The following is a 25,663-nucleotide window of genomic DNA, read 5'->3' as shown; positions in this document are numbered from 1 at the left end:
CATCCATACGTCGTCAAAGGGAGAAATGAGCATCGATACCCCTACATCTGCCTCCGCCTCCACGGTTTCGTGTGAAGAGTGGTTGTGCCTGCCCTTGCTGCTCAAAGAGCCGTTCGCCGAGTTCGCTGCACTACTGCTGGTTTGCGCCCTGGTGGGAGCCTTGTTTGTGCGCCTGCGCCAGCCGGTGCTGATTGCCTACATCGTGGTGGGTGTGGCTGCGGGGCCTGCGGCTTTCGGCCTGGTGCAGGCGCATGACCAGGTGGATCTGCTGGCCCAGATTGGTGTGGCGGTACTGCTGTTTGTGGTGGGGCTCAAGCTTGATCTGCAGCATGTCCGCCACATCGGGCCGGTGGCGCTGGCCACCGGGTTGGGTCAGCTTGCGTTCACCATCGCGTTTGGCTTTGTCCTGGTGCTGCTTTTGGGCAAGGGGTGGGTCGAGGCGTTGTATGTAGCGGTGGCATTGACGTTCTCCAGCACCATCATCATCGTGAAGTTGCTGTCTGACAAACGTGAGCTGGATTCGCTGCACGGGCGCATTGCGGTGGGGTTCCTCATCGTGCAGGACTTGGCGGTGGTGTTGGCAATGATGACAGTGAGCACTCTGCGCGCCGTCGATGGTGCTGATGGTTCCGCCGATCACGCAACCGTGCTGGTGTCACTGCTGGGGCGGCTGGTGGCGGTGGGTGCGCTGATGTTCGTGCTGATGCGTTGGGTGCTGCCGCGGGCCATTGCGCTGATGGCTCGCTCGCAAGAACTGCTGCTGCTCTTTGGTGTGGCCTGGGGCATCGCCCTTGCGGCGCTGGGCGAGTCCGTGGGGTTCAGCAAAGAGGCAGGCGCTTTTCTGGCGGGCTTTTCGCTGGCGTCCACGCCGTACCGTGAAGCGCTGAGCGCCCGCCTGACCGGGCTGCGCGATTTTCTGTTGCTGTTCTTTTTTATCGACCTGGGCTCCAAGCTGGATTTTTCGAGCCTGGGCGCCGAGGTGGTGCCAGCGGCGGTTTTGTCGGCTTTTGTGCTGATTGGCAACCCGCTGATCGTGATGGCGATCATGGGTTTCATGGGGTATCGCAAGCGCACTGGGTTCATGGCCGGGCTCACGGTGGCGCAGATCAGCGAGTTTTCCATCGTGTTTGTGGCGATGGGGATTACGCTGGGGCATGTGGGCGTCAGCGCACTGAGCCTGACCACACTCGTTGGGGTGGTCACCATCACGCTGTCCACCTACATGATCCTTTATTCGCAGCCCTTGTATGAGCGGTTGGTGCCCTGGCTGTCGGTGTTTGAACGAAAACGCCCGTTTCGGGAGCTGGCAGTGGAGCGCCAACCGCGCAGCGGTGCCGATGTGCAGGTGGTGGTTGTGGGGCTGGGGAGATACGGCGCACGACTGCTGTCCGGTCTGGGCGAGGCGGGTGCCCCCGCGCTGGGCGTGGACTTTGACCCCGAAGCTGTGCGTGCTTTGCGCAAGAAAGGCTTGGCCGTACGTTTTGGCGACGGCGAGGACCCGGACTTTATGGAAACGCTGCCGCTGGCCGAGGTTCGCTGGGTAGTCAGTAGCCTGCCACAGTGGGAGTCCAACCGCGCATTGCTGAGTGCACTGCATGCAGCAGGCTACCGGGGTAGCGTGGCTGCTGTGGTGCTTGATGCCGCGCACGGCCGCCTGCTTAAGGCGGCCGGCGTGGCCATGGTGCTCAACCCGCTGGACGATGCGGCAGATCACGCTGCGCGCGAACTCTCTGCACGGCTGGCTGACCGGGAAACTTCATGACTGCACCACGCTTTTCGCTCGTACCCCTGCGCTCGTTGCTCTGCGCGACCGACCTCGAATCAGATTCCGGTCATGCCCTTGAACGCGCAACACGGCTGGCCCGGCAGCATGGTGCGGAGCTGCATGCGCTGCATGTGGTGGGTGGTTCGGCCATGGACGCCTTGCGGCAGTGGCTGGGCGCTGAGTCATCGGCCGAGCAGGCGCTGGTTGCCAGCGCGCGGGATGATCTGAACAAGATATTGGCGCCTGTGCTGCATGCCGCTGGCGTGCGCGCCAACGCCATGGTGTTGGCGGGGGCTGTGCCCGACCAGGTGATTGCCGCAGCGCACCGGGTGGGGGCCGAGTTGCTGGTGGTCGGCGCAGGACGGGCCAAGGTGCTGCGCCACGTGATGCTGGGCTCTACCGCGGACCGTCTTCTGCGCCGGGGACATCGTCCGGTTCTGGTGGCCCGGCAGGCTGTAGCGGGGGAATATGCACGCGTGCTGGTGGCGGTGGATTTTTCGAGCTGGAGCCCCGGGTGCCTGGCCTGGGCGCAGCGCATTGCGCCGCAGGCCCATTGCGTGCTGCATCACGTGTGGAGCGTTCCGTTCGAGGAGAAGCTGTGGTTTGCCGGAGTGTATGATGCAACGGTACAGGCCTACGAACAGGCTGCCGAGGCCGATGCCCATCGCCACTTGCATCGCCTTGCCGCGCTAGCGGGCCTCAGTGCCTCGGCGTGGACCCCCAGCCTCGTGCGTGGGGACGCAGGCTTGGCGACCGTGCGGGCTGCGCAGGAGCTGGACTGCGATCTCATCGTGATCGGAAAACATGGTCTGAACGCCGCGCAGGACTTGCTGCTTGGCAGCGTGACGCGCCACATTCTTGGTGAATCCATGCAGGATGTTCTCGTCACCACGCAGGCCGCGCATACAGCGCATATGCCATGAACGCCGCGGCGCGGGTGGCCGCATGTGTCGCACTGGCGGCTGCGGTGGCGTGGTGGGCTCCGCCAGAAGGGCAGCTGCGCCTGGGCCTTGCGCTATTCGTATTGATTGGTGGGTTGTGGGTGACACAGGCGCTGCCCCTGGCGGTGACAGCGTTGGCGGTGCCGCTGCTGGTGGTGCTGACGGGGTTGATGCCTGTGCGGCAGGCGCTGGCGCCGTTTGCGCACCCGGTGATTTTTCTGTTTTTGGGCGGTTTTGCGCTGGGCGCAGCGTTGTCCCGCCACGGCATCGACAGGGCCCTGGCGCATGGGGTGCTGCGGCTGGCCCGGGGCCACCGGTTGAGGGCAGTGCTGTTGCTCGGGGGGCTTTGCGCCGTGATGTCGATGTGGATGAGCAACACGGCCACTGCAGCCATGATGGTGCCCCTGGCGTTGGGGCTGTTGCACCGCGACGGCGAAGATCCGGCGCACGCTGCCGGACCCCGTGAGCAGGCGTTTGTTCTGCTGGTGTTGGCCTACAGCGCCAGCATTGGAGGCATAGCGACCCTTGTGGGCAGTCCGCCCAACGCCATCGTGGCTGCCCAGCTGGGCATTGGTTTTGCACAGTGGATGCGCTTGGCGTTGCCCATGGCGCTGTTGCTGTGGCCGCTCATGGTCCTGGTGTTGTATGCGGTCCTGCGGCCTGCGTTGAGTGGTCGCGTTGCAGTCGTGGCGGAGCCGATGGAGTGGACGCCGGAGCGCCGCCTCGCCGTGACCATTTTTGGCTTGACGGCGGTGGGCTGGGTGGGTGGGGTGCCGCTCGCGGCCTCCTTGGGTGTCGCATCGGACATGGACACGGTGGTGGCGCTCCTGGCCATCGTGGCGCTGGCATTGACCGGGGTTCTGGGCTGGAAGGAGATCGAGCGGCATACCCAGTGGGGCGTGCTTTTGCTGTTTGGAGGCGGGCTTGCGCTCAGCGAGGTCATGGCCGCCACCGGCACCAGTGCCTACCTGGCTGCGGTCCTTTTGGCGGGCTTTGATCAGGCTTCGGTGGCGGTACTGGTGCTCGGCGTGGTTGTGTTTGTGGTGTTGCTGACCGAGATCGTGAGCAACACCGCCAGCGCGGCATTGTTGCTGCCGGTTTTCCTGCCGGTTGCCGTTGCCATGGGGCTGCCTCCAGTTGCCATTGGCACTGCGATTGCCGTGGCGGCGTCTTGTGCGTTCATGCTGCCTGTGGCCACTCCGCCCAATGCCATTGTGTTTTCGACGGGCCTTGTTCCCCAGGGCACCATGATGCGTTGCGGTTTGTGGCTCAACGCTGTGTGCATTGTCACAATCACGGCCATGGCTTTGTGGGGTTGGACATGAGTATGTGGGGAATTCTCGCCAGTGTGGTGGGAGGGTTGGGACTGTTTCTGCTGGGCATGACGATGATGACCGACGGCCTGCGCTTGGCAGCAGGCCCGGCGCTGGAGCGCATTCTGGCCGCAGCGACACGCACCCGTTTGCATGCCCTGGGTTCGGGCGTGCTGGTCACGTCGCTGGTGCAGTCCTCCAGCGCAGTCACGGTGGCCACTATCGGGTTTGTCAACGCGGGTCTGCTGCCATTGGGGCCCGCTTTGTGGGTGCTGTTTGGCGCCAATGTCGGCACCACCATGACGGGGTGGATCGTGGCGCTGGTGGGGCTCAAATTCAAGATTGAAGCGCTGGCCCTGCCGCTGCTGGGGCTGGGTGTGGTGATGCAGCTCACGGGGCAGGGGCATCGGCGCGGTGCGCTGGGCTCTGCGTTGGCCGGGTTTGGGCTGCTGTTCATGGGCATCGCGATGTTGCAGCAGTCGTTTACCGGTCTTGCGGGCGAGGTCACCCTGCCGCAGGGCGAGGGCGTGTTGGCCGTTGCTGCGCAGGTGGGCGTTGGCGCGTTGATGACGGTGCTGATGCAATCGTCCAGTGCCTCCATGGCAATTGCTTTGACGGCAGCACAGGAAGGATTGCTCACCCCGCAGGGCGCCGCAGCGGTGGTGATTGGCTCGAATGTGGGCACCACAGTGACTGCCGTGCTGGCGACGCTGGGCGCTACCGCCAACGCACGCCGCGCGGCTGCCGCGCATGTGCTGTTCAACGGCATCACCGGCGCGGTGGCTTTGCTGCTGCTTCCGTGGCTGGTGCCCGCCATCGCCACGGCGCGCGAGGTGTTGGACCTGCCCGCCGACCCTGCCGCCAAGCTGGCCCTGTTTCACACTATCTTCAACGTGATGGGAGTGCTGCTGATGTGGCCCATTGCGTCGCACCTGGCCCTCTGGCTGCAGCAACGGTTTCGTGCGCGCGAAGAAGACGAGGCGCAGCCGCAGCACCTGGACGACAACGTGCTGGCGGTGCCGTCGCTGGCGCTGGATGCGCTGGATCTGGAGGTGGCGCGCATGGGGCATGTCGGTGTGCGCCTGGCGCGCGCTGTATTGCATGGCGCACCGGTGGAGGCTTTGGCGCGCGACCACTACATCGTGAATCAGCTCGATGCTGCCGCAGAGTCCTTCGTGGAGCGCATGAACCGCACCGCCATGTCCCAGCGCACCAGCGAACGCCTGGCGCTGGTGTTGCGCGTGCAGCGTTACCACCAGACCATGGCACAGAGGGCCATCGATGCTGCGCCACTGGTGGCCTTGGTGGCCCTGGCGGACACCCGCAGCGTCGCACTGCATGCCGCGTTTGTGCAGCAGACGGATGCATTGCTGGCCCTGTGCGACCCGCTGGACAACACCCCGAGCCCCGCACTGCTCTCGGCCCACGCGCAAGCCATGGAGCTGGCGTACCAGGATCTCAAGGCAGCGCTGCTTGCAGCTGGCGCGCAAGGGCAGTTGCGCCTTGTAGCCATGGAGGACACCCTGCGTCGCCTGAGCGCACTGCGGCACGCTGCCCAGCAGGCGGTGAAGGCACGTACGCGCAGGGCGCAAGGCAGTGGCGTTGTCGACGACGACGCCGCACTTGCCCCGAACGAGGAGTCGCAACCATGACACCAGAGACTCCGCGTGCCGAGCGCCTGATGGGGCTGCCCCCTGTGGTGTCCAGCGATATGGCGGTGCTGTTGCTGGGCAGTTTTCCGGGTGTGGCCTCGCTTCGCGCGCAGCAGTACTACGGGCATCCGCAAAACCACTTCTGGCGCATCTTGCAGGCGCTGTGGCCGCAGCACCCGTTGCCCGCAGGCCCCAACCGCTATGCCGACCGGTGCCAGTGGCTGCTGGGCCGCCGCCTGGGGGTGTGGGATGTGTACGCCAGTTGTGTGCGTGAAGGCAGTCTGGACACCTCCATTCGGGATGCCGTGGTCAACGACTTCGCCTTGTTGCGTGCCCATTGCCCCCGGTTGACGGCCATCGCACACAATGGCGCCGAAAGCTACAAACATGCGCCGCAGGTGCTGCGCAGCCTGCAGGCACTGGATGGGGCAGCGGGCGGTGCGTCCATCGAATCCATTAAGCTGCCATCTACCAGCCCGGCAAACGCCTCCTGGAGTTTTGAACGTAAATTGGCTGCCTGGTCCGATGTGATGGCCCGGCACGGATTGTTGTGAATGACCCGCAAAAAAGAAAAACTGCAAGAACTGCCTGAAGTCAGTGTGTCGGACGACGGCGAAGTGCGCCACCTGCACCTGGGAACGCCGTGGATACAAGGCTCGATGCGGGTGGACCAGCCTTTTGAGATTGAGCTCGAATACGTTCAGCGGATGATGGCCTGGTTGCTCTTTGCAGACCCGGCGCTCGTCTCCAAGGGCCACGCCATGCAACTGGGCCTGGGTGCGGGTGCGATCACGAAGTTCTGCCACAAGAAGCTGCGCGTGTGCACAACCACCATTGAGCTCAACCCCCAGGTGCTGGCTGTGTGCCGCCAGTGGTTCAAACTCCCGCCCGACGGGCCCAAACTGCGCGTGGTGGTGGCCGACGCGGCGCAGGAAATAAAGAACCCCATGTGGCTGGGAACGGTCGATGCGTTGGCCGTGGACCTGTATGACCATGAAGCGGCCGCACCGGTGCTGGACAGCCCAGACTTCTATGCGGACTGCCGGGCCTTGCTGACCGATACCGGCAGCATGACGGTGAACCTGTTTGGCCGCGCATCCAGTTTTGATCGCAGCCTGAGCAGCATGGCTCAGGCGTTTGGTGAAGATGCGTTGTGGGCCTTCAAACCCACGCGTGAAGGCAACACGGTAGTGTTGGCCCAGCGTACCCCCACACGTCCCAAACGCACCGAGCTGGCTGCTCGTGCCGAAGCCATTCAGACCCGCTGGGGCCTGCCCACCAGCAAATGGATGCGGGTGTTCAAGCCCGTGGCCGCCTGAGCGTGTGGTGCCCTGAGGGGCACGCCGCGCCTACAAAAGGACTGTGATGAAAGCAAATTCAGTGTCAGCAGAACCTTCTGCCGCCGTTCCGTACGTAGGCCTGGTGGACTGGCGACGCATGGTGGGCTGGCTCAGCGATGACGGTGTGATCTCGCGTGAAGAAGCCCAGCGCACCATTGCGCGCTGCTCGCAGGCCGAAAGTGCACAGCACGCGCTGGTGCGCCTTGCCAATGTGGCCATGGCGCGCGCCAGCGATGGCAAGCCGCTGGATATTGAGGCGCTGTCTGAATACCTGGCCAAACGCGCTGGCTTGCAGTATTTGCGCATTGACCCGCTGAAGGTGGACGTGGGTCGCGTGTCTGACACCATGAGCGCTACCTATGCAGAGCGGCACAAGGTGCTGCCGGTGCAGGTGACCACCAAAGAGGTGGTCGTGGCCACGGCCGAGCCGTTCATGGACGACTGGGTGGCAGAGGTGGAGCGCCAGTCACGCCGCACGGTGCGGCGCGTGGTGGCCAGCCCGGTGGATATCCATCGGTTCACCGCAGAGTTTTTTGCGTTGGCCAAATCGGTGCGCGCAGCGCAAAAAGCCGGTGGTGCGTCGGGCGGCAGCAGCTTTGAGCAACTGGTCGAACTCGGCAAAAGCAACAAGCAGCTCGATGCCAATGACCAAGGCGTGGTCAAGGTGGTGGACTGGCTCTGGCAATATGCGTTTGACCAGCGCGCTAGTGATATTCACCTGGAGCCACGGCGCGATCAGGGCGTCATCCGGTTCCGGATCGACGGGGTGCTGCACCCCGTTTACCAGATGCCCATGGGCGTGCACAACGCCATGGTGTCCCGCATCAAGCTGCTGGGGCGCATTGACGTGGTTGAAAAGCGCCGTCCTCAGGATGGTCGCATCAAGACCCGCAATCAGCGTGGCGACGAAGTGGAAATGCGTCTGTCGACCTTGCCCACTGCGTTTGGTGAAAAGATGGTGATGCGGATTTTTGACCCCGACAATGCCGTCAAGGACCTGGACGCATTGGGCTTTGCGCAGCACGACGCACAGCGGTGGGAGGCGCTGGTCAAGCGCCCCCACGGCATCATCCTGGTAACAGGGCCCACGGGTTCGGGCAAAACCACCACGCTGTATTCCACCCTCAAACGGGTGGCGACCGAAGAAGTCAATGTCAGCACGGTCGAAGACCCCATCGAAATGATCGAGCCCAGCTTCAACCAGACGCAGGTGCAGCCCCAGCTTGACTTCAACTTTGCCGAAGGGCTGCGTGCGCTCATGCGGCAGGACCCCGACATCATCATGGTCGGAGAAATCCGTGACCTGGAAACCGCCGAGATGGCCATCCAGGCGGCGCTCACGGGGCACCTTGTGTTCTCTACCCTGCATACCAATGATGCGCCGTCTGCCATCACCCGCATGATGGAACTGGGCGTGCCCTCGTATCTCATCAATGCCACCCTGCTGGGTGTGCTGGCCCAGCGGCTGGTGCGCACGCTTTGCAAGCAGTGCAAACAGAAGGACGAGGCGGCGGCCCGCGAGACGCTGACCGAGGTGGTCAAGCCCTGGAAGATCAACGGCGCGTACCAGCCCTACAAACCCGTGGGCTGCGTCGACTGCCGCATGAGCGGATTCAGGGGGCGCATGGGGCTGTACGAACTGCTCACCGTGAGCGAGGCGCTCAAGGACAAGATCACCCAGGCCCCTTCCATCGATGTTCTCCGCCGCCAGGCCGTGGCAGATGGCATGCGGCCTTTACGCCTGGCGGGTGCCCTCAGGGTGGCAGAAGGGCTTACCACGCTCGAAGAGGTGGTGGCTGCCACACCGCCCATGGAACATTCGTAGCCGTCCGGCAGCGGCAGTCGTTCGAGGCAGTCACCAGCGCGACTGTGCTGGTCTGACAGCATGCACACCCTCGGTAGATCGTTACCGGATGTAGGTGGAATCCACATCCGCAAAGACGGTGCTTGCCCGCACAATCGCGCAGTTGAGATTTCCCCCAAAGGAGACAATTCGTGAAAATCAAGAGTCAAAAAGACTTTTTTGCCGGCCTCATGTTCATGGGTGTCGGCACTGCGTTTGCGTGGGGCGCCACCACGTACAACGTAGGCACTGGCGCCCGCATGGGCCCTGGGTACTTTCCCCTGATGCTGGGTATCTTGCTGGCCTTTATCGGCGGCCTGATCACCTTCAAAGCCACTACGGTGGAAACCCAGGACGGCGACAAGATTGGCAAGTGGGCCTGGAAGCCTCTGTTTTTCATTCTGGCCGCTAACTTTTCGTTCGGCATTTTGCTGGGCGGCTTACCAAGCTTGGGTGTTCCTGCAATGGGCCTCATCGTTGGCATCTATGCACTGACTTTCATTTCAAGTCTGGCGGGCCAGGAGTTTCACGCAAAGTCCGTGTTCGTCCTTGCCACCGTACTTGCGGCAGGTAGTTATGTGGCATTCGTCTGGGCGCTCAAGCTGCAGTTCCCTGTGTGGCCGAGTTTCATCACAGGTTGAGCAGGAGCACTGACCATGGATCTATTTGACAATCTGGCGCTTGGTTTTGGCGTCGCGTTTACTTTCCAGAACCTGATTTACTGTTTTGTCGGTTGCCTGTTGGGCACGCTGATTGGCGTGCTTCCAGGCATTGGCCCGGTGGCGACCATCGCGATGCTGCTGCCCGCAACCTACGCGTTGCCTCCGGTGGCCGCGCTGATCATGTTGGCGGGTATTTATTACGGTGCTCAGTACGGTGGCTCAACCACCGCCATTTTGGTCAATCTGCCCGGCGAGTCCTCGTCCGTGGTGACCGTGATTGACGGCTATCAGATGGCGCGCAAGGGGCGAGCAGGCCCTGCGCTTGCGGCTGCGGGTCTGGGCTCGTTTTTTGCGGGTTGCGTGGGTACGCTTATCCTGGCCGCCTTTGCACCTCCGCTGACTGAAGTGGCTTTCAAGTTTGGTCCCGCAGAGTATTTCTCTCTGATGGTGCTGGGCCTCATCGGTGCCGTGGTGTTGGCTTCCGGTTCTTTGCTCAAGGCCGTGGCGATGATCGTGCTGGGCCTGCTGATGGGCCTGGTGGGCACCGATGTGAATTCGGGTGTCGCGCGCTTCAGCTTCGACATTCCTGAGCTGACCGACGGCATCGGCTTTGTGACCATCGCGATGGGCGTGTTTGGCTACGGCGAAATCATCGCCAATCTCTCGCGTCCCGACGATGAGCGCGAGGTGTTCACTGCCAAGGTGGAAGGCCTGTTCCCCACCAAGGAAGACTTCAAGCGGATGATTCCTGCGGTGCTGCGCGGAACAGCGCTTGGCGCAGCCCTGGGCATCTTGCCCGGTGGTGGCGCACTGCTGGCGGCGTTTGCTGCGTACACGGTCGAAAAGAAGACCAAGCTCCAGCCTGGTGAAGTTCCCTTCGGTCAAGGCAACATCCGCGGTGTGGCTGCGCCTGAGTCTGCCAACAATGCGGGTTCGCAAACCTCGTTCATCCCATTGCTGACACTGGGTATTCCACCCAACGCCGTGATGGCGCTGATGGTGGGTGCCATGACGATCCACAACATCCAGCCTGGCCCTCAGGTGATGACGAGCAACCCCGAACTGTTCTGGGGCCTGATCGCATCGATGTGGATTGGCAATGCCATGCTGGTCATTCTGAATCTGCCGCTGATCGGTATCTGGATCAAGCTGCTGACCGTGCCTTACCGCTGGCTGTTCCCGTCCATCGTGTTGTTCTGTGCGGTGGGTGTGTATTCCACCAATAACAACACCTGGGACATCTGGATGGTGGGTGCCTTTGGCCTCGTGGGCTACATCTTCCACAAGCTGGGCACCGAACCTGCACCGCTGCTGCTCGGATTCATCCTGGGCCCGATGATGGAAGAAAACCTGCGTCGTGCGCTCCTGCTGTCGCGCGGTGACTGGAGCGTGTTTGTCACGCGTCCGTTGTCGGCAGGCCTGTTGGCTGCTGCAGCCCTGTTGCTCATCATCGTGTTGCTGCCGTCGGTGAAGAACAAGCGCGAACAGGCGTTCGTCGAAGACTGATCCGCACAGGCTAGTCGGTTAGACGCTTAAAACACGGCACCTTCGGGTGCCGTTGTTTTTTGGGGCTGCTTGCATCCACGATTGCCCGTTCTAGCAAGTGCGCACGGACCTGCCCGGTACACAATTGCGGTCAGAGGTCCGCATGCCCACTCCAGTTCATCCCGCGCAGCATCCCTACCGGGCGATGTTGCACAACGAAATCCACGCCCGTCCGCCCGAGGCGATGACGGCCCCCCTGGCCATTGCCCACATCGTGATGCTGGCCGACGCCGCGGGGCGCGAAGCCAGTCGCGCGCACCTGTCGGCGCTTTTGCGCGACCACCATGCTGCGCTGCCCGACGCCAACACTACCCATCTGCGAATGGACCTGGGGCCGTACCGCATTCGCTGGGAACTGCACACCGAGTTCGTGTCGTGGACCTTCATGGTGCCCACGCCGGTGGACGCGTTTGGCGATCGTGAGCCCGGCAGCGCCGTCGATGCCGTGCCGAGGGAGTGGCTGGCGGCTTTGCCTGGCCAGTGCCTGTGCAGCCTCAACTTGTGGGTGCTGCCCACGCACACATTTGGGGCGGGTTCGCTGGTGAAACATGTGCTGCATGAGGACACGCTGGTGGCCTCGACCGTGGCCGATGGACACGGCGAGGTGTACACCGACTTTGCGATCCATGCTGATGGTTTCTCGCGCATGGTGCTGCTGGCGGGCGGCATGACGCCGCGCCGCCTGGGGCGGCTGGTGCAGCGCCTGCTGGAGATTGAAACCTACCGCATGGCCGCGTTGTTGGGCCTGCCCGCTGCGCGCGAGGCCGCCAGTGTGCTGGCCTTTGCCGAGCGCGAACTGGCTGAACTCGCCAACGCGATCCGCACCGCCAACCGCGACGCCGAGCCCGCCTTGCTCGACCGCTTGACACGTCTGGCTGGGCAGGTGGAAAGCCAGTACGCGGCCACCCACTCGCGCTTTTCTGCCAGCAGCGCCTACTTTGAGTTGCTGGACAAGCGCATTGAAGACATCGCCGAGTCCCGCCTGGCGGGCATGCAGACCATTCGCGAGTTCATGGACCGGCGCCTGACCCCCGCACGCAGCACCTGCGAATGGGCAGCGCGTCGGCAGGACGCGCTGTCCCAGCGCGTCTCGCGCATGAGCAATCTGCTGCGTACGCGGGTCGAAATCGAGCAACAGCAAAGCAGCCAGGCGCTATTGACCACCATGAACCACCGGCAGGATTTGCAGCTCAAGATGCAGTCCACGGTGGAGGGGTTGTCGGTGGCGGCCATCACGTACTACATCGTGGGGCTGGTGAGCTACCTGGCCAAAGGCGCGCAACCACTGGGTTGGCCCTTGTCGCCCGAAAGCACCGCCGCGCTGGCCATCCCGGTGGTGGCGGTGGGCGTGTGGTGGTCGCTGCGGCGGCTGCACTACCGGGTTTTTGCCAAGCACCGCTGAGTGACTGCCCCAAGACATGGGGCCATGAACGCGGTCTTGGCCGATGGGGGCCGATGGGGGTATCTCCGAGCCCCACCATCGTCGATGAAGGTGGCACCAGCGCAAATGATCGATGCCGTGTTCAGGTCGTCCCGTGCCACACTCATTGACAGGAGCCCAGCGGGCTTTGCGCAAAGCCTGTTCAGCTGGCATATCAACAGTCAGAAGCGCAATCCGACACTGCCATGTTTCCATGTTGCGGGCCTGCCGAGGCAGCAGCGATGGAACATCCCTGGCCCGTTTTGATGAATTCAGAGTAAAAATTGCCTCCAGCCCAATTATCACAAGCGCTAGCAGCTAGAAAAAACGTAGCAACCGGTCTTTTGCTGGCGCTGTTTGGCTCCATTGCGTTCAGCGGTAAGGCCATCATCGTCAAGCTGGCCTACCGGTACGGGGTGGATGCGGTCACCCTCATCATGTACCGCATGCTGTTTGCGCTTCCCATCTTTGCCGTCATGGCCTGGTGGGCCAGCCGGGGCAAGCCGCCGCTCACCCGCAACGACTGGCTGGGCGTGCTGGGGCTGGGTTTCACCGGCTATTACCTGGCCAGCTTTCTGGACTTTGCCGGGCTGGCCTACATCAGCGCCAGCCTCGAGCGGCTGATTCTGTATCTCAATCCCACGCTGGTTGTGATGCTGGGCTGGGCGTTGTACGGGCGCGGTATCCGCTGGGGGCAGGCGGTGGGCATGCTGATCAGCTACTGCGGTGTGCTGCTGGTGTTTGGGCACGAGGCCAATTTGCAGGGCACAAACGCTGCGCTTGGAACGCTGCTGGTGTTCCTGAGCGCCGTCAGCTATGCCATCTACCTTGTTTACAGCGGCGAGCTGGTGAAGCGCCTGGGTTCACTGCGCCTGGTGGGGTTGGCCACCACGGTGGCGTGCCTGTGTTGTCTGCTGCAGTTTGTGGTGCTGCGGCCCATGAGCGCTGCCGTGGTGGCGCCCGAGGTGATCTGGCTGTCGATTTTGAACGCCACGCTGTGTACGGCGGTGCCGGTGCTGATGGTGATGATGGCGATTGAGCGCATTGGTGCGGGCATGACCGCGCAGACCGGCATGGTGGGGCCGCTGTCCACCATCCTGATGGGTGTGTGGATTCTGGGCGAGCCCTTTACCGTGTGGGTGGCTGCAGGCACGGCGCTGGTCATCACCGGTATTTTTGTGTTCACACAGCTGGCGCGGCGTCCGGCGGCCTGACGAGGGGCTGCGTCAAATACAAACAAGGGGTGGCTGTCAAAGCCACCCCTTGTTTGTTGGGGGTGTCATGCCAGGCGTGTCAGGACGCCTTTTCTTTCTTTTTCGGCGGCGGTTTGCGTGCCGGGGCTGCGGCGCGTGCGGGCGCAGAAGGCGCCGCAGGCGCTGCGGCAGGCGCAGGCGCACGGGTGTTGACACGCTGTGCCACTGTGACCGGTGCCACGCCCGTGAAACCATCCAGGTTCTTGCCCATGGCCAGCTCCAGCTGGTCCAGCCGGGCTTGTGCTGGTGGGTGCGTGGCCAGGGCCAGCGTGAACAGGGGGTTGTCGGGCGCGGCGGTGCGCAGCTGCTGCAGCACCGCTACCAGTCCATACGGATCAAACCCTGCTCGCGTTGCCAGCGCCACACCCGAGCGGTCGGCATCGTATTCGTCGGTCTGGTCCAGGCCCCGCGCATACAGATTGCGGCCCAGCGCCAAAAACTGTGATGCCACCACATTGCCCACCGCGTTGGTCTTGATCTGCGAAGCCACCAGCTGCGTCAGCAGACCGGACTGCGCTGTCTTGCGCATGGCATGCAGATGGTGTTTGGCAGTGACGTGGATGATTTCATGCGCCAGGATGCCCGCCAGCTCGGCCTCGTCTGCGCAGCGGTCGATGAGCCCCTTGGTCACAAACACGTAGCCCCCGGGCGCTGCAAAGGCGTTGTAGCCCGCGTCGTCCAGCACCACAAAGGTCCAGGGCAGGTTGGGGCGCTCGGACTGCAGGCTGATCCAGCGGCCCAGCTGGTTCACATAGCGCTGCAGGGCCATGTCCGGGTGCAGCGGCTTGCTGCCCAGCAGCACGGCGGCCAGTTGGCGGCCGATCTGGATCTCGCGCGGCTCGTCAATGCTGTCGACCGACCGGCTGAGCATGCTGATGAGGTCGTCCCCCTGGGCGGCACCACCGCCACCCGTGACCGCTCCCAGAATGCCCCCGGAGTTGCCGCCCCCGCCCAGCGAGTTGAGCAGATTCATCACGTTCTGGCTTTGCCCCTGGCTGGGCAACAACGCCAGTGCCACAGCAGCGCAGGCAGTGGCAAGCGCGCGGTTGCGTGCGCGAGAGAAAGAAAAAGGCAGTCGCATCGCAACTCTCCTTAATTGGGGCTGAAGTTGGGGTCAGACGGGTTGTTGGACGACCCTGTGGCCCCCGAGCCGCCGCTGGTGGTTGGGCGAGGCGGCTCAGCCAGTGGCGGCACGGTGCGGGACTGCAGCGACGCGGCGCTGGCGAACTTGCGGGCCTGGTCGGCATTGACCCGCAGGCCTTCGGCTTTGTCCACTGCGGCCGGGTTGGGCTGTGCGTTGGCGATGTCTTGGGCGTCCAGTCCGCGGATACCCACGGTAGAGGTGGCCGTGGTGGTCGACCCACTGTTGCCGCCAAACAATCCGCCCAGGCTGCGCAGCCCGCCCGTGGCCGCGTTGCCGGTGCCCGACGCCGATCCGGACGGGGGGGCCAGGTCAAACATGTGGACCCAGCCCGATGCGCCTTGCTGCGTGCTTACCTTGATCCAGGGGCTCTTGCGCTCGTTGCTGCGCGTGACCACGGTGTTGGCTGCCAGGGCTGCCACGCTGGCACCGTTTTCGGCCGGTGTGTCGCGCAGCTGGGTGGCGCGTTTGACCACTGCAGATTCCTGGGCCTGTGCGGTGCCCGCAATGGGCGCCAGTGCGGCCAATGCCAGCCAGGTGGCAAGGGCTCCGCGGTGCAGCCAGTTCATGGTGGCGCTCTCCATTTATGATTTGCCGACAGCACATGTATCAGTGTGCAACTTGGAGATTGTTATGGATTTGGGTATTGCAGGCAAATGGGCGCTGGTGTGTGGCGCCAGCAAGGGGTTGGGCTACGGTTGCGCGCAAGCGCTGGTGCGCGAGGGGGTCAACGTGGTCATCAATGCCCGCAATGCCGACGCGTTGAATGCGGCAGCTACTAATTTAATAGCTGACAGCGCTTATCCATCAAGCGCTAGCGGCCAAAATGGCACTAAACCGCAGGTGCTGGCCGTAGCGGCTGACATCACCACGGCAGAAGGCCGCGCTGCCGTGTTCTCGGTGGCCGGTGGCCCCGGCCGCGACTTTGACATCGTGGTGACCAATGCGGGCGGCCCGCCCACCGGTGACTTCCGCGACTGGGACCGCGACGCGTGGATCAAGGCGGTGGACGCCAACATGCTCACCCCCATCGAACTCATCAAGGCCACGGTGGACGGCATGGCCGCACGCGGCTTTGGCCGCATCATCAACATCACGTCCAGCGCCGTGAAGGCGCCCATCGACATCCTGGGCTTGTCCAATGGCGCGCGCAGCGGCCTGACGGGTTTTGTGGCGGGCGTATCGCGCAGCAAGATCGCGTCCCGCGGCGTGACCATCAACAACCTTTTGCCCGGCAAGTTCGACACCGACCGCCTGGCCGCCACCGTGACCGCTGCGGCCAGCAAGGCGGGCAAAACCGTAGACGACGTGCGCGCCGCCCAGCAGGCGCAGATTCCTGCCGGGCGCTACGGCACGGCCGACGAGTTTGGTGCCATCTGTGCGTTTTTGTGCAGCATGCAAGCGGGCTACATGACGGGGCAAAACGTGCTGGCCGATGGCGGCGCATACCCGGGGACGTTCTAAGAACGACGCGTTGTTCTGAGCTTTGCTGGCACGCCGTCATGGCCACGGATGCGCGGCGGTAAAGTTGGAGATACCCCTGCTTTTGTGCGCCTGAAAGCACCGGGTTAGTCGGCACAATCTGCACATACGGTGTGCGCCTGCCGGGCGTGCACTGTGCACAACGCCACCTCCCCAGTGGTGTTTTGCCGACAGCTTTTCCGATTTGCTGAAAAACTTGGTGAAGAATGGGGCCGGAGACTCCACCATGCACATCTTCTCTGCCTTCCCCCTTGCCGTGCGCCGGAGCGCGGCATATCTGTGTGTGGTGTTTGCCACCGTGGGGGGCGTGCATGCACAGACGGCGCCCGCCGCATCGGCTTCGCCCACAGCCCAGAAACCTTACAAACTGCGCATCGTGGGTGGCCTGGCGGGCATCAGCCAGTACACGCGCCAGGAAGAACCCTTCTGGAACAAGGAGCTCTCGCGCCTGAGTGGTGGCCGGTTTGACGCCGAGATCGTTCCTTTTGACCGCGCCGGGGTGCCTGGCTCCGAAATGCTGCGTTTGCTGCAGCTGGGCGTCGTGCCGTTTGGCACCACGCTGATGAGCTCGTTCACCGCCCAATACCCCGAATACACCGCACCCGATCTGGCTGGGCTGAACCCTGACATTGCCACGCTCAAAACCACTCTGGCAGCGTTTCGCCCTTACCTCGAAAAGGCCCTGCGCGACCAGCACGGCGTAGAGGCCTTGGCCATCTACGTGTACCCGGCGCAGGTGGTGTACTGTAAGAAGCCGCTGCGCACACTGGCCGAGCTGACGGGGCGGCGCGTGCGCGTGTCGTCGTCTACCCAGGCCGACTTTGTGGGCGCCCTGGGCGGCGTGCCGGTGCTCACAGGTTTTGCGCAGATCCTGTCCAGCCTGACGGCGGGCAACACCGAATGCGCGATCACTGGCACCATGTCGGGCAACACGCTGGGCCTGCCGTCCATCACATCCCACGTTCATGCGCTGCCCATCACCTGGGGCCTGGCCATATTTGGCGCCAACCAGACGGCCTGGGCAGCGTTGCCACCCGATCTGCGCGCGCTGCTGCGACGCGAACTGCCCCGGCTGGAGGCCACCATCTGGGAAGAATCGGAACGCGAGACCGCTGACGGCATGGCCTGCAACCGGGGCGCAGCCAACTGTGTGGCCGGCACCAAGGGCCGCATGGTGCTGGTGCCGGTGTCACCTCAGGACGAGCGCAGCCGACAGGAAATTTTGGCTTCGACCGTACTGCCCCGTTGGGTGCAACGCTGCGGTGCGCGCTGTGCCGACATCTGGAACCAGACCATCGGGCCCGTGCGTGGCCTGGTGGCTGCACCCGCCAGCAAATGAGCGAACACTCCACCCCATTGCGCATCAGGGCCTCTGTCTTGGCCGGGGTGGCGGTGTTTGTGATCGCAGTGGTGCTGGTGTCCGCCGCATTGGTGTGGAACGCCCGCAAGGTGGCGCTGGCCGACAGCGAAGCGCAGGGCACCCGCTTTGTCGCGGGGGCCGAGGCAGCGCTCAACCGGTCTTTGCTGGCGGTGGATGTGCTGCTGGCCAGCACCGATGAGCTGCTGGGCCTGGCGGCCGCCATGCCCGACTGGATTGATCCGGAGGTGGCCAGCCAGCGCCTGCGCAGCTCGGCGCGGCAAAACCTGATGGTGCGCTTTGTGGCGGTGCTGGACAGCACAGGCAAGGTCATGGCGTCATCAGACGCGGCGGGCAGCGCGCTGCAGGTACAACTGCCGCTGGGGTTCCTGGCCTCGGTGATGGAGGCGCCTGTGTCCACGCTCATGATCAGTGCGCCCGTGGTCAGCTTTGCCAGCTCAGAACGGGTGCTGTACGTAGCGCGCTACCTGCGCATGGCCGACAGCTCGTTCGTGGTGGCAGTGGCCGAGCTGCCTGTGGCCGCGCTTAGCTCGGTGCTGGTGCAGGGGGTGGACATCACCGGCCTGCAGGTAACGCTGGAGCGCGCGGCTGGCCAGCTGCTGCTGAGCGTGCCCAACCGCGAAGAAGCCATCGCCCCCATGCTGACGCCGCCGCTGGCCGACCTGGCCGAGGACGGCCAAAACTGGGATGCCCCGGCCCGCCTGAACGGCGAGCCCGCCCTGGTGGTGTACCGCCCCATCCTGTACCAGGACCTGCGCATTGCGGCCAGCATCCCGCGTGCTGCAGCGCTGGACAACTGGAGCAACCAGCGCAACGCCATAGCGCTCACCGGCGCACTGTTTGTCGCCATGATCCTGGCCGCCGGGTGGCTGGCATTGCGCTACCTCGACCGGCTCTCTCTGGCCCGCATGGCCATTGCCCAGTCCAAGGCAACGCTGGATCAGGCCCTTGAATCCATGGTCAGCGGCTTCATGCTGCTGGACAGCGAGAACCGCGTGGTGCAGTGGAACAGTCAGTTCGAGCGCATTTACCCGTGGCTGAAGGACGCTATGGCGCCTGGAGTCCCGTTTCAGCGAGTCCTGGAGGAGTCGTCCAGGCATCACCTGGCCCGCGGCACGCACGACGAGCGCATGCGCTGGGTGGAGCAGCGGTTGCTCAAGCAAAAGCAGCACGAAGCGCCGCATGAGCAGGTGTTGCCCAGCGGGCGCACGGTCCAGATCACCGAACGGCCCACGCCTGATGGTGGCCTCGTCATCACCTACCACGACGTCACTGCGCTGCGCCAGGCCAGTGCCGAGATTGAAAGCCTGGCCTTTTACGACCCGCTGACCAACCTGCCCAACCGCCGCCTGCTGATGGACCGCATGCAGCAGGCCGTTGCAGCCAGTGTGCGCAGCGCGCAGTTCGGCGCCTTGCTGTTTCTGGACCTGGACCATTTCAAGACCCTGAACGACACCCAGGGTCACGAGGTGGGAGACATGTTGCTGCGCCAGGTGGCCCAGCGCCTGAAAACCTGCGTGCGCCGCGAGGACACAGTGGCCCGCCTGGGCGGCGATGAGTTTGTGGTCATGCTGCACGAGCTGTCGGCCAACAGCGACGAGGCGGCAGCCTTTGCGCGGCGTGTGGGCGAGAAAATTCTGCGCAAGCTCAATGTGCCCTACACGCTGGGCGGCATCTCGCACCACAGCACGCCCAGCATTGGCGCCACGCTGATGGGCGGCACGCTGGAGCCTACGGCCGATGTGCTCAAGCAGGCCGACATTGCGATGTACCAGGTCAAGTCGCAGGGGCGCAATGCGCTGTGCTTTTTTGACCCGCAGATGCAGATCGCCATCAGCGCGCGTGCCCAGCTCGAAAGCGACCTGCAGATTGCCCTGACCGGCCGCCAGTTTGTGCTGCACTACCAACCCCAGTTTCACCTGGACGGCCGCATCGTGGGCGCCGAGGCACTTATCCGCTGGAACCACCCCGAGCGCGGCCTGATCGCCCCGGGCGCATTCATCAGCGTGGCGGAAGACAGCGAACTCATTGTGCCCATCGGCCACTGGGTGCTGCGCACGGCAGCCGAGCAACTGGCGGCGTGGCAGAACGACGCGCGTTTTAACCATGTGCAGCTGTCCGTCAACGTGAGTGCGCGGCAGTTTCGCCAGCGCGACTTCGTGGCCCGCGTGGTGGAGGTGTTGCGCGAAACCGGTGCGCGGCCGCACCTGCTCAAGCTGGAGCTCACCGAATCGCTGGTGCTAGACAACGTGGACGACACCATCGCGAAGATGGGCATGCTCAAGACCAAGGGCGTGCGGTTTTCGGTGGACGACTTTGGCACCGGCTACTCGTCGCTGGCCTACCTCACGCGCCTGCCGCTCGATCAGCTCAAGATCGACCAGTCGTTTGTGCACAACCTGGGCGTGCGGCACACCGACGACGTGATCGTGCAGACCATCATCGGCATGGCGCGCAACCTGGAGCTGGACGTGATTGCCGAAGGCGTGGAGACGCAGGCGCAAAAAGACTTCCTGGCCGAGTACGGATGCCTGCTGTTCCAGGGCTACCTGATGGGCCGGCCCACTCCAGTGGCAGCGCTGGAAGCGCTTCTGGACAGCTCCGTACCCGTGCAGAGCTGACAGGATTAGGTTCTGTTGTTAGTCCTGTTTTGATAGCTGTCAGCGCTTGATGGATAAGCGCTAGAGGCCAATTTGGCTTGAAATTTGATTTTCAAAGTCAGCGACGGGACGACACCACGATGCCGCCCACAATCAGCGCAAACGCCACACCGTGAAAGAGCTGCGGTGTCTCGCCCAGAAACGCCGCCGACAGCACCCCTGCAAACAGCGGCGTGAGGTTGACAAAAAACCCCGCCACTGCAGGCCCCGCGCGTTGCACGCCCACGCCCCAGCAGCGGTAGGCCAGCACGGCCGGGCCCACGGCGATGAACACCAGCGCGGCCATCAGTGGCCAGCCCCATGCGATGTGGCTGTACCCTGTGGCCCATTCCACGCCCGCAAAACTGCCGGACCACGCCAGGCCAAACACCATCTGCGCCATCAGAAATGCGGCCCAGTCGTTGCGAATGTTTGTGGGCTCGCGGGTGGCGGACAGCAGCCAGCTGTAAAACGCCCACGACACCGTGGCCAGCAGCATGAACAAGTCGCCGGGAACGAGGCGAAACGCCATCAGTTGCGACCACTCGCCCCGGCTGAGCACCAGCAACACGCCACACATCGACAAAAAGGCACCCAGCAACTGGCGCCGTGTGATGGCCGCCTTGAAGAACAGCGCCCCCACTGCCAGCATCCACACCGGCATGCTGGACCCCACTAGCGTCGCGTTGATGGGCGTGGAGGTCTGCAGCGCCATGTACTGCAGCGCGTTGTACAGGCCAATGCCCAGCAGCCCCAGCAGTGCATAACGGCGCCAGTGGGGCCACAGGGGGCTGTCCTTGCGCAGCACGCTGTGGGCCAGCGGCAGCAAGATGGCAAAGGCCAGCACCCAGCGGATGAAATTGAGGGCGGAAGGAGAAATCAGCTCGTGTACCAGCCGCCCCACAACGGCATTGCCAGCCCACAACAAGGGCGGTATCACCAGCAGCACGGCCGTGCCGGGTGTGAGTTTTTGTGTCATGGGGCTGCACTGTAACGGTGCGCCCCTCGGCGTGCTGCCCGCGCCCACATGGCCCCTGCGCAAATCGCCGCTGCACCGGGTGTCGGCAGCTTTGCGCAATTCATGGCAGGATGGCCGCCGTTTTGCCTCACCTGTTACCTACCGTTTCCCAGGAGCGTTTGCCATGAGCCTTGCCGTACAGATCCGCCAACACGGTGGTCCCGAAGAACTCCACATCGTTGACGTCACCGTGGGCGAACCCGGCCCGGGCGAGATCCGCATACGCCACCATGCCGTGGGCCTGAACTTCATCGACGTGTACCACCGCACCGGCCTGTACCCCCTGGGCATGCCCGCCACCATCGGCATGGAAGGCGCCGGCGTGGTCGAGGCGGTGGGCGAGGGCGTGACGCACCTCCAGGTGGGCGACCGCGCAGCGTATGCCAGCAACCCGCCTGGCGCGTATTGCGAAGTGCGCGTGATGCCCGCCAAGTGCGTGTGCAAGCTGCCCGACGCCATCAGCTTTGAAACCGGCGCAGCCATGATGCTCAAGGGCCTCACAGCGCAATACCTGCTCAAGAAAACGCTGCCCGTGGAAGGCCTGCAAGCGGGCGACCATGTGCTGTTCCATGCCGCCGCGGGCGGTGTGGGGCTGATCGCCTGCCAATGGGCCAAGGCGCTGGGCCTGCAGCTCATCGGCACCGCGGGCAGCGATGCCAAATGCCAGCTGGCTTTGGCCAACGGCGCGTCGCACGCTATCAACTACAACACCGAAGACTTTGCGGCCCGTGTGAGAGAGATCACCGGCGGCAAGGGCGTGAAGGTGGTGTATGACTCGGTGGGCAAAGACACATGGGACAAGTCGCTGGATTGCCTGCGCCCCTTTGGCCTGATGGCCAGCTTTGGCAATGCTTCGGGCCCCGTGGCACCGTTTGCGCTCGGCTCGCTGGGTGCCAAGGGCTCCATCTACGTCACGCGCCAGACGCTGTTCACCCACATCGCCACGCGTGAGGCCACGCAGGCCATGGCCGACGAGCTGTTTGCCGTGGTGGCCAGCGGTCAAGTCAAGATACATATCGAGCAGCGGTTTGCGCTGGCCGACGTGCAGGAGGCGCACCGCGCGCTCGAAGCACGCAAGACCACCGGCTGCACCATCCTCACGCTGTGACGGCCTCACAACCTAGTGCGTCGTTCGACCAGTGGCTGGTGAGCGCCCGGCAACTGGCGCATCAGCCCGCCCACCAGCCACGGCAACCGCTGGTGGTGGCGGGGCAGGTGGTAGGGTCAGTGGCGGAAGGCTTTCTAAGCCAAATAAGCCTCCAGCGCTTACTGGATAAGCGCTACCAGCTATCAAATGGTGAGCATGGCGGTGCGCCTGCTTGGAGCCTGGATTTGCCGTCCGTTGGCGCCCCCGATACCGACGTCAACGCCACCTCCGACGCCCTGAACACCCTGGCCGCAGCGCTGCGCGACGCCAATCTGTGTGGCCCGTGGCGCAACGAGCAACTGGCGGTGACCAACCCCAGCGGCGAAGTCGTGGGCACGGTGGAGCGTGGCGCCGTGCGAGTGCTGGGCATCACCACCTGTGCCGTGCATCTGGTGGGCCTGGCACCCGACGGGCGCATGTGGGTGCAAAAGCGGTCCCTGACGAAACCCAATGACCCGGGCCTGTGGGACACGCTGATGGGCGGCATGATCTCCGCCGCCGACTCGTTGCCCCAGGCGCTGGCCCGCGAGACGTGGGAAGAAGCCGGGTTGCATGTGCATGCCCTGGCTGATGTGGCGCACGGCGGCCATGTGCTTTTCAGCCGCCCCAGCAGCGAGTGCGGTGGCGCGGGCTACATGGTTGAGCGCATCGACTGGTTCAGCGCCGTGGTGCCCGAAGGCATGGCGCCCGACAACCAGGACGGCGAGGTGGACGAGTTTGCGCTGCTGCCGGTGGATGAGGTGCGTGCACAGGTCGCCCAGGGCCAGTTCACGCTGGAAGCCGGGTTGGTGATTGCGGGATTTTTGGGGCGTTGAGCCGCGCGGGGGTTGCGTGCCCGCGCCACAGACGACCCAGGTTGCGCGGCAACCGCGCTCAAGTCCGGTCTGTCATGGACCGCAAACGGCTGGGCGCCAAGGCACCCGCAGATTCGAGGATCGGGTAGGCCACCGAGCACAGCAGCGAGTTGATGCGTTTGAGTTCGCTGATCAGATCGATGTGCAGCGAACTGGTCTCGATGCTCTGCACCGTGTTGTCCGACAGGCGCGCCAGGTGGGTGGCTGAATACGCATGCTCCAGGTCGCGAAAGCGCGCTTTTTCTTCGAGCAGCTTTTGCGCATCGCGCACGCTGCCGTTGAGGAACACGCTCATTGCGAGCCGCAAGTTGTCGATCAGACGGGCGTGCAGCTCGTTGATCTCTTCCATGCCGGCTTCAGAGAACTGGCGGCCCTTCTTGATTTTCTTGTCCTCGATGTCGATCAGCACGCGCTCGATGATGTCGCCGATCTGCTCCATGTTGATGGTGAAGCTGATGATGTCGGCCCAGCGGCGGCCTTCGCGTTCATCGAGCGCCTCGCGCGAGATCTTGGTCATGTAGTACTTGATGGCCGAGTACAGGCCGTCTACTTCGTCGTCGAGCTTGCGCAGGTCTTCTGCCAGTTTGAGGTCGTCTGTGCGGATGACGGTGTGCAGGCCCAGCAGCATGGACTCCACCACATCGGCCTGGTGCAGCGCCTCGCGTGCCGCGCACGAGATGGCCAGGGATGGCGTTGCCAGAGCCGATGGGTCCAGATGCTGGGGCCGTGCGCCTGCGGTGGACTGCTGGGTGTTTTCTGGCGGCAGCAGGCGCTGAACGGCGCGCGACACGGTGCCGGTCAGGCCAATGCAGACAATGCCCACCACGATGTTGAACGCCAGGTGGAACAGCACCACCAGTGTGGCTGTTTCGGGTACGTGGGGGCGTACATGCTGCAGCCACAGGCCGGTGAGCGGCGTCATGATGATCACGCCGATGATCTTGAAGAACAGATTGCCGAGCGGCACCTGCCGCGTCTGCACATTGGCCTTGAGCGTGGTCAGCACCGCCAGCACGCCGCTGCCCAGGTTGGCGCCCAGCACCAGCCCCAGCGCCACATCGGCCGGAATGCCGCCCGAGCCCGCCAGCGCCGCGGTCAACAGCACGGTGGCCAGGCTGGAGTACGACACGATGGCCAGCACCGCACCGGTAAAGATTTCGAGCAGCAAGTCGCTGGTGAGCGCGCCCAGCAGCGTGCGCACGGTGGGCGACTGGGTGAGCACGGTGGTGGATTCGGTGATCAAGCGCAGCGCCAGCAGCATCAGCCCCAGGCCAATCAGCACGCGGCCCACCCTGCCCACGGCCGTGTCCTTGCGCGAGATGAAAAGCACCACGCCTACAAAGATGAACAGCGGCGACAGCCATGACAGGTCCATCGAGAACACCACCGCCATCACGCTGGTGCCCACGTCGGCCCCCAGCATCACCGCCAACGCGGCGGGCAGGCCCACCAGCCCTTGGCCGACAAACGACGACACGATGAGCGCCGTGGCCGTGCTGGACTGCACCACCGCCGTCACCCCGATGCCCGACAGCACCGCCGTGAACCGGCTGCTGACGCTGTGCGCAATCAACTGGCGCAAATTGGCGCCGAACACACGCAGGATGCCGGTGCGCACCAGGTGGGTGCCCCAGATCAGCAGCGCTACGGCTGCCAACAAGTTCAAAAGATGCTTCATGAAAAACCGTTGTTTCTTCTTCTTGTGTCGACCCAAACGAGCATGCGCCATACACTGCACCAGCGCAAGCAGTAAAGCTGGCGCCCGTGCAGGGAGGCGGGTTCATTCATTTCTGTGCCCGTAGGCGGCGGCAGGCGAGGTGGGGTAAACCTGGCTGCGCGGCTTTCCGGGATGAAGAGCGCACAGGTAAAAAACTGCGGCACCCGGACCATTTGTCACAAAACTGACACACAAGCATACTCCTGATTTCGGAGTTTTGCAGCCATGACCCTGTTGCCACAGGGTGCAGGAGCGGGAGCGGTGGTGCCGCCCGCCCACAGGGGTTCAGTCGATCAGCTGCCCGCCGTCATGAAACGGGTAGGGCCCCGCGTACTGCCCGCTGGCCACGGTGTGGCTGACCAGCCGCCCGCCTGCGGGCAGGGCGTGCAGCGCAAAACCGGGCGGCTCTAGCATCCAGGCCGACGCCGCGTCGGGCGCCAGGTCCAGCCGCACCTGGTGCGCGGGCGATGGCACGGTGGCCGCGATGGTGCCGCCAAACCGCACCTGGATGGCCCGGTGCAGGTGCCCGCAGATCACACGCTCCACCTGCGGG

20 protein-coding genes and 1 pseudogene are annotated in these 25,663 nt (G+C 64.0%); 16 read left to right on the top strand and 5 right to left on the bottom strand.

Annotated elements, in window-relative coordinates:
* Window positions 1-25 precede the first annotated feature (25 nt).
* The 11 genes from ACK4OE_RS16010 (at window position 26) to ACK4OE_RS15960 (ending at window position 13,695) form a co-directional block, all read left to right on the top strand.
* Window positions 26-1,762 carry a cation:proton antiporter gene (locus tag ACK4OE_RS16010; protein ID WP_409885957.1) on the top strand — a complete coding sequence of 579 codons (1,737 nt, stop codon included), beginning with the start codon at window positions 26-28 and terminating at the stop codon, window positions 1,760-1,762.
* The gene (locus ACK4OE_RS16005) at window positions 1,759-2,688 is read left to right on the top strand and encodes a universal stress protein (RefSeq protein ID WP_409885955.1); all 930 of its coding nucleotides are present in this window, start codon (window positions 1,759-1,761) and stop codon (window positions 2,686-2,688) included. The genes ACK4OE_RS16010 and ACK4OE_RS16005 overlap by 4 nt, the downstream gene beginning before the upstream one ends.
* A complete protein-coding gene (locus tag ACK4OE_RS16000) occupies window positions 2,685-4,031 on the top strand; it encodes an SLC13 family permease (RefSeq protein ID WP_409885954.1) in 1,347 nt (448 codons plus the stop codon). Before ACK4OE_RS16005 ends, ACK4OE_RS16000 begins: the two co-directional genes overlap by 4 nt.
* A gap of 2 nt (window positions 4,032-4,033) precedes the next feature.
* Window positions 4,034-5,671 carry a Na/Pi cotransporter family protein gene (locus tag ACK4OE_RS15995; RefSeq protein ID WP_409885952.1) on the top strand — a complete coding sequence of 546 codons (1,638 nt, stop codon included), beginning with the start codon at window positions 4,034-4,036 and terminating at the stop codon, window positions 5,669-5,671.
* Entirely contained in the window at window positions 5,668-6,225 is a 558-nt protein-coding gene (locus ACK4OE_RS15990; RefSeq protein ID WP_409885950.1) for a DNA-deoxyinosine glycosylase, read from the top strand. Before ACK4OE_RS15995 ends, ACK4OE_RS15990 begins: the two co-directional genes overlap by 4 nt.
* Entirely contained in the window at window positions 6,226-6,990 is a 765-nt protein-coding gene (locus ACK4OE_RS15985; protein ID WP_409885948.1) for a spermidine synthase, read from the top strand. It begins immediately after the preceding gene.
* Window positions 6,991-7,036: 46 nt separating this feature from the next.
* Window positions 7,037-8,836 (top strand): GspE/PulE family protein, encoded by a 1,800-nt coding sequence (locus ACK4OE_RS15980; RefSeq protein ID WP_409885946.1) that lies wholly within the window; start codon window positions 7,037-7,039, stop codon window positions 8,834-8,836.
* Between the two features lie 170 nt (window positions 8,837-9,006).
* A complete protein-coding gene (locus ACK4OE_RS15975; protein ID WP_409885945.1) occupies window positions 9,007-9,495 on the top strand; it encodes a tripartite tricarboxylate transporter TctB family protein in 489 nt (162 codons plus the stop codon).
* Between the two features lie 15 nt (window positions 9,496-9,510).
* Window positions 9,511-11,022 (top strand): tripartite tricarboxylate transporter permease, encoded by a 1,512-nt coding sequence (locus tag ACK4OE_RS15970; RefSeq protein WP_409885943.1) that lies wholly within the window; start codon window positions 9,511-9,513, stop codon window positions 11,020-11,022.
* A gap of 142 nt (window positions 11,023-11,164) precedes the next feature.
* Window positions 11,165-12,463 carry a DUF3422 family protein gene (locus ACK4OE_RS15965; RefSeq protein ID WP_409885941.1) on the top strand — a complete coding sequence of 433 codons (1,299 nt, stop codon included), beginning with the start codon at window positions 11,165-11,167 and terminating at the stop codon, window positions 12,461-12,463.
* A gap of 302 nt (window positions 12,464-12,765) precedes the next feature.
* A complete protein-coding gene (locus tag ACK4OE_RS15960; protein ID WP_409885939.1) occupies window positions 12,766-13,695 on the top strand; it encodes a DMT family transporter in 930 nt (309 codons plus the stop codon).
* 79 nt (window positions 13,696-13,774) lie between these two features.
* Here ACK4OE_RS15960 and ACK4OE_RS15955 read toward each other — a convergent pair whose 3' ends face one another.
* Together ACK4OE_RS15955 and ACK4OE_RS15950 are read right to left on the bottom strand one after the other, a co-directional pair.
* Window positions 13,775-14,815: a M48 family metalloprotease gene (locus tag ACK4OE_RS15955; protein WP_409885937.1), complete on the bottom strand. Its 1,041-nt coding sequence runs from the start codon at window positions 14,813-14,815 to the stop codon at window positions 13,775-13,777.
* An 11-nt stretch (window positions 14,816-14,826) separates the two neighbouring features.
* A complete protein-coding gene (locus tag ACK4OE_RS15950) occupies window positions 14,827-15,444 on the bottom strand; it encodes an SH3 domain-containing protein (RefSeq protein ID WP_409885935.1) in 618 nt (205 codons plus the stop codon).
* Between the two features lie 64 nt (window positions 15,445-15,508).
* On the opposite strand from ACK4OE_RS15950, the gene ACK4OE_RS15945 reads away from it, so the two are divergent.
* The 3 genes from ACK4OE_RS15945 (at window position 15,509) to ACK4OE_RS15935 (ending at window position 20,356) form a co-directional block, all read left to right on the top strand.
* The gene (locus tag ACK4OE_RS15945; RefSeq protein WP_409885933.1) at window positions 15,509-16,339 is read left to right on the top strand and encodes an SDR family oxidoreductase; all 831 of its coding nucleotides are present in this window, start codon (window positions 15,509-15,511) and stop codon (window positions 16,337-16,339) included.
* A 244-nt stretch (window positions 16,340-16,583) separates the two neighbouring features.
* Window positions 16,584-17,696 (top strand): TRAP transporter substrate-binding protein, encoded by a 1,113-nt coding sequence (locus ACK4OE_RS15940; RefSeq protein ID WP_409885931.1) that lies wholly within the window; start codon window positions 16,584-16,586, stop codon window positions 17,694-17,696.
* Complete coding sequence (locus ACK4OE_RS15935; protein ID WP_409885929.1) at window positions 17,693-20,356, top strand: EAL domain-containing protein; 2,664 nt, start codon at window positions 17,693-17,695, stop codon at window positions 20,354-20,356. The genes ACK4OE_RS15940 and ACK4OE_RS15935 overlap by 4 nt, the downstream gene beginning before the upstream one ends.
* A gap of 97 nt (window positions 20,357-20,453) precedes the next feature.
* On the opposite strand, the gene ACK4OE_RS15930 is transcribed toward ACK4OE_RS15935, so the two are convergent.
* Window positions 20,454-21,353 carry a DMT family transporter gene (locus ACK4OE_RS15930; RefSeq protein ID WP_409885928.1) on the bottom strand — a complete coding sequence of 300 codons (900 nt, stop codon included), beginning with the start codon at window positions 21,351-21,353 and terminating at the stop codon, window positions 20,454-20,456.
* A gap of 163 nt (window positions 21,354-21,516) precedes the next feature.
* Here ACK4OE_RS15930 and ACK4OE_RS15925 point away from each other — a divergent pair, with 163 nt between their 5' ends.
* A complete protein-coding gene (locus tag ACK4OE_RS15925) occupies window positions 21,517-22,500 on the top strand; it encodes a quinone oxidoreductase family protein (RefSeq protein ID WP_409885926.1) in 984 nt (327 codons plus the stop codon).
* Window positions 22,497-23,354 carry an NUDIX domain-containing protein gene (locus tag ACK4OE_RS15920; protein WP_409885924.1) on the top strand — a complete coding sequence of 286 codons (858 nt, stop codon included), beginning with the start codon at window positions 22,497-22,499 and terminating at the stop codon, window positions 23,352-23,354. The genes ACK4OE_RS15925 and ACK4OE_RS15920 overlap by 4 nt, the downstream gene beginning before the upstream one ends.
* A gap of 58 nt (window positions 23,355-23,412) precedes the next feature.
* Here ACK4OE_RS15920 and ACK4OE_RS15915 read toward each other — a convergent pair whose 3' ends face one another.
* Both ACK4OE_RS15915 and ACK4OE_RS15910 read right to left on the bottom strand, forming a co-directional pair.
* On the bottom strand, window positions 23,413-25,071 hold the full coding sequence (locus ACK4OE_RS15915; RefSeq protein ID WP_409885922.1) for a Na/Pi cotransporter family protein: 1,659 nt from the start codon (window positions 25,069-25,071) through the stop codon (window positions 23,413-23,415).
* Between the two features lie 324 nt (window positions 25,072-25,395).
* Window positions 25,396-25,663 (bottom strand): annotated as a pseudogene (locus tag ACK4OE_RS15910) (phosphodiesterase); the annotation flags it as partial.

Origin of the sequence: Acidovorax sp. (assembly GCF_046314175.1) — a bacterium.
In the GTDB taxonomy this organism is placed as follows: Bacteria; Pseudomonadota; Gammaproteobacteria; order Burkholderiales; family Burkholderiaceae_C; genus Acidovorax.
Note: the sequence above shows the minus strand (reverse complement) of the source record. Positions and strands in the feature narration are given on the sequence as shown.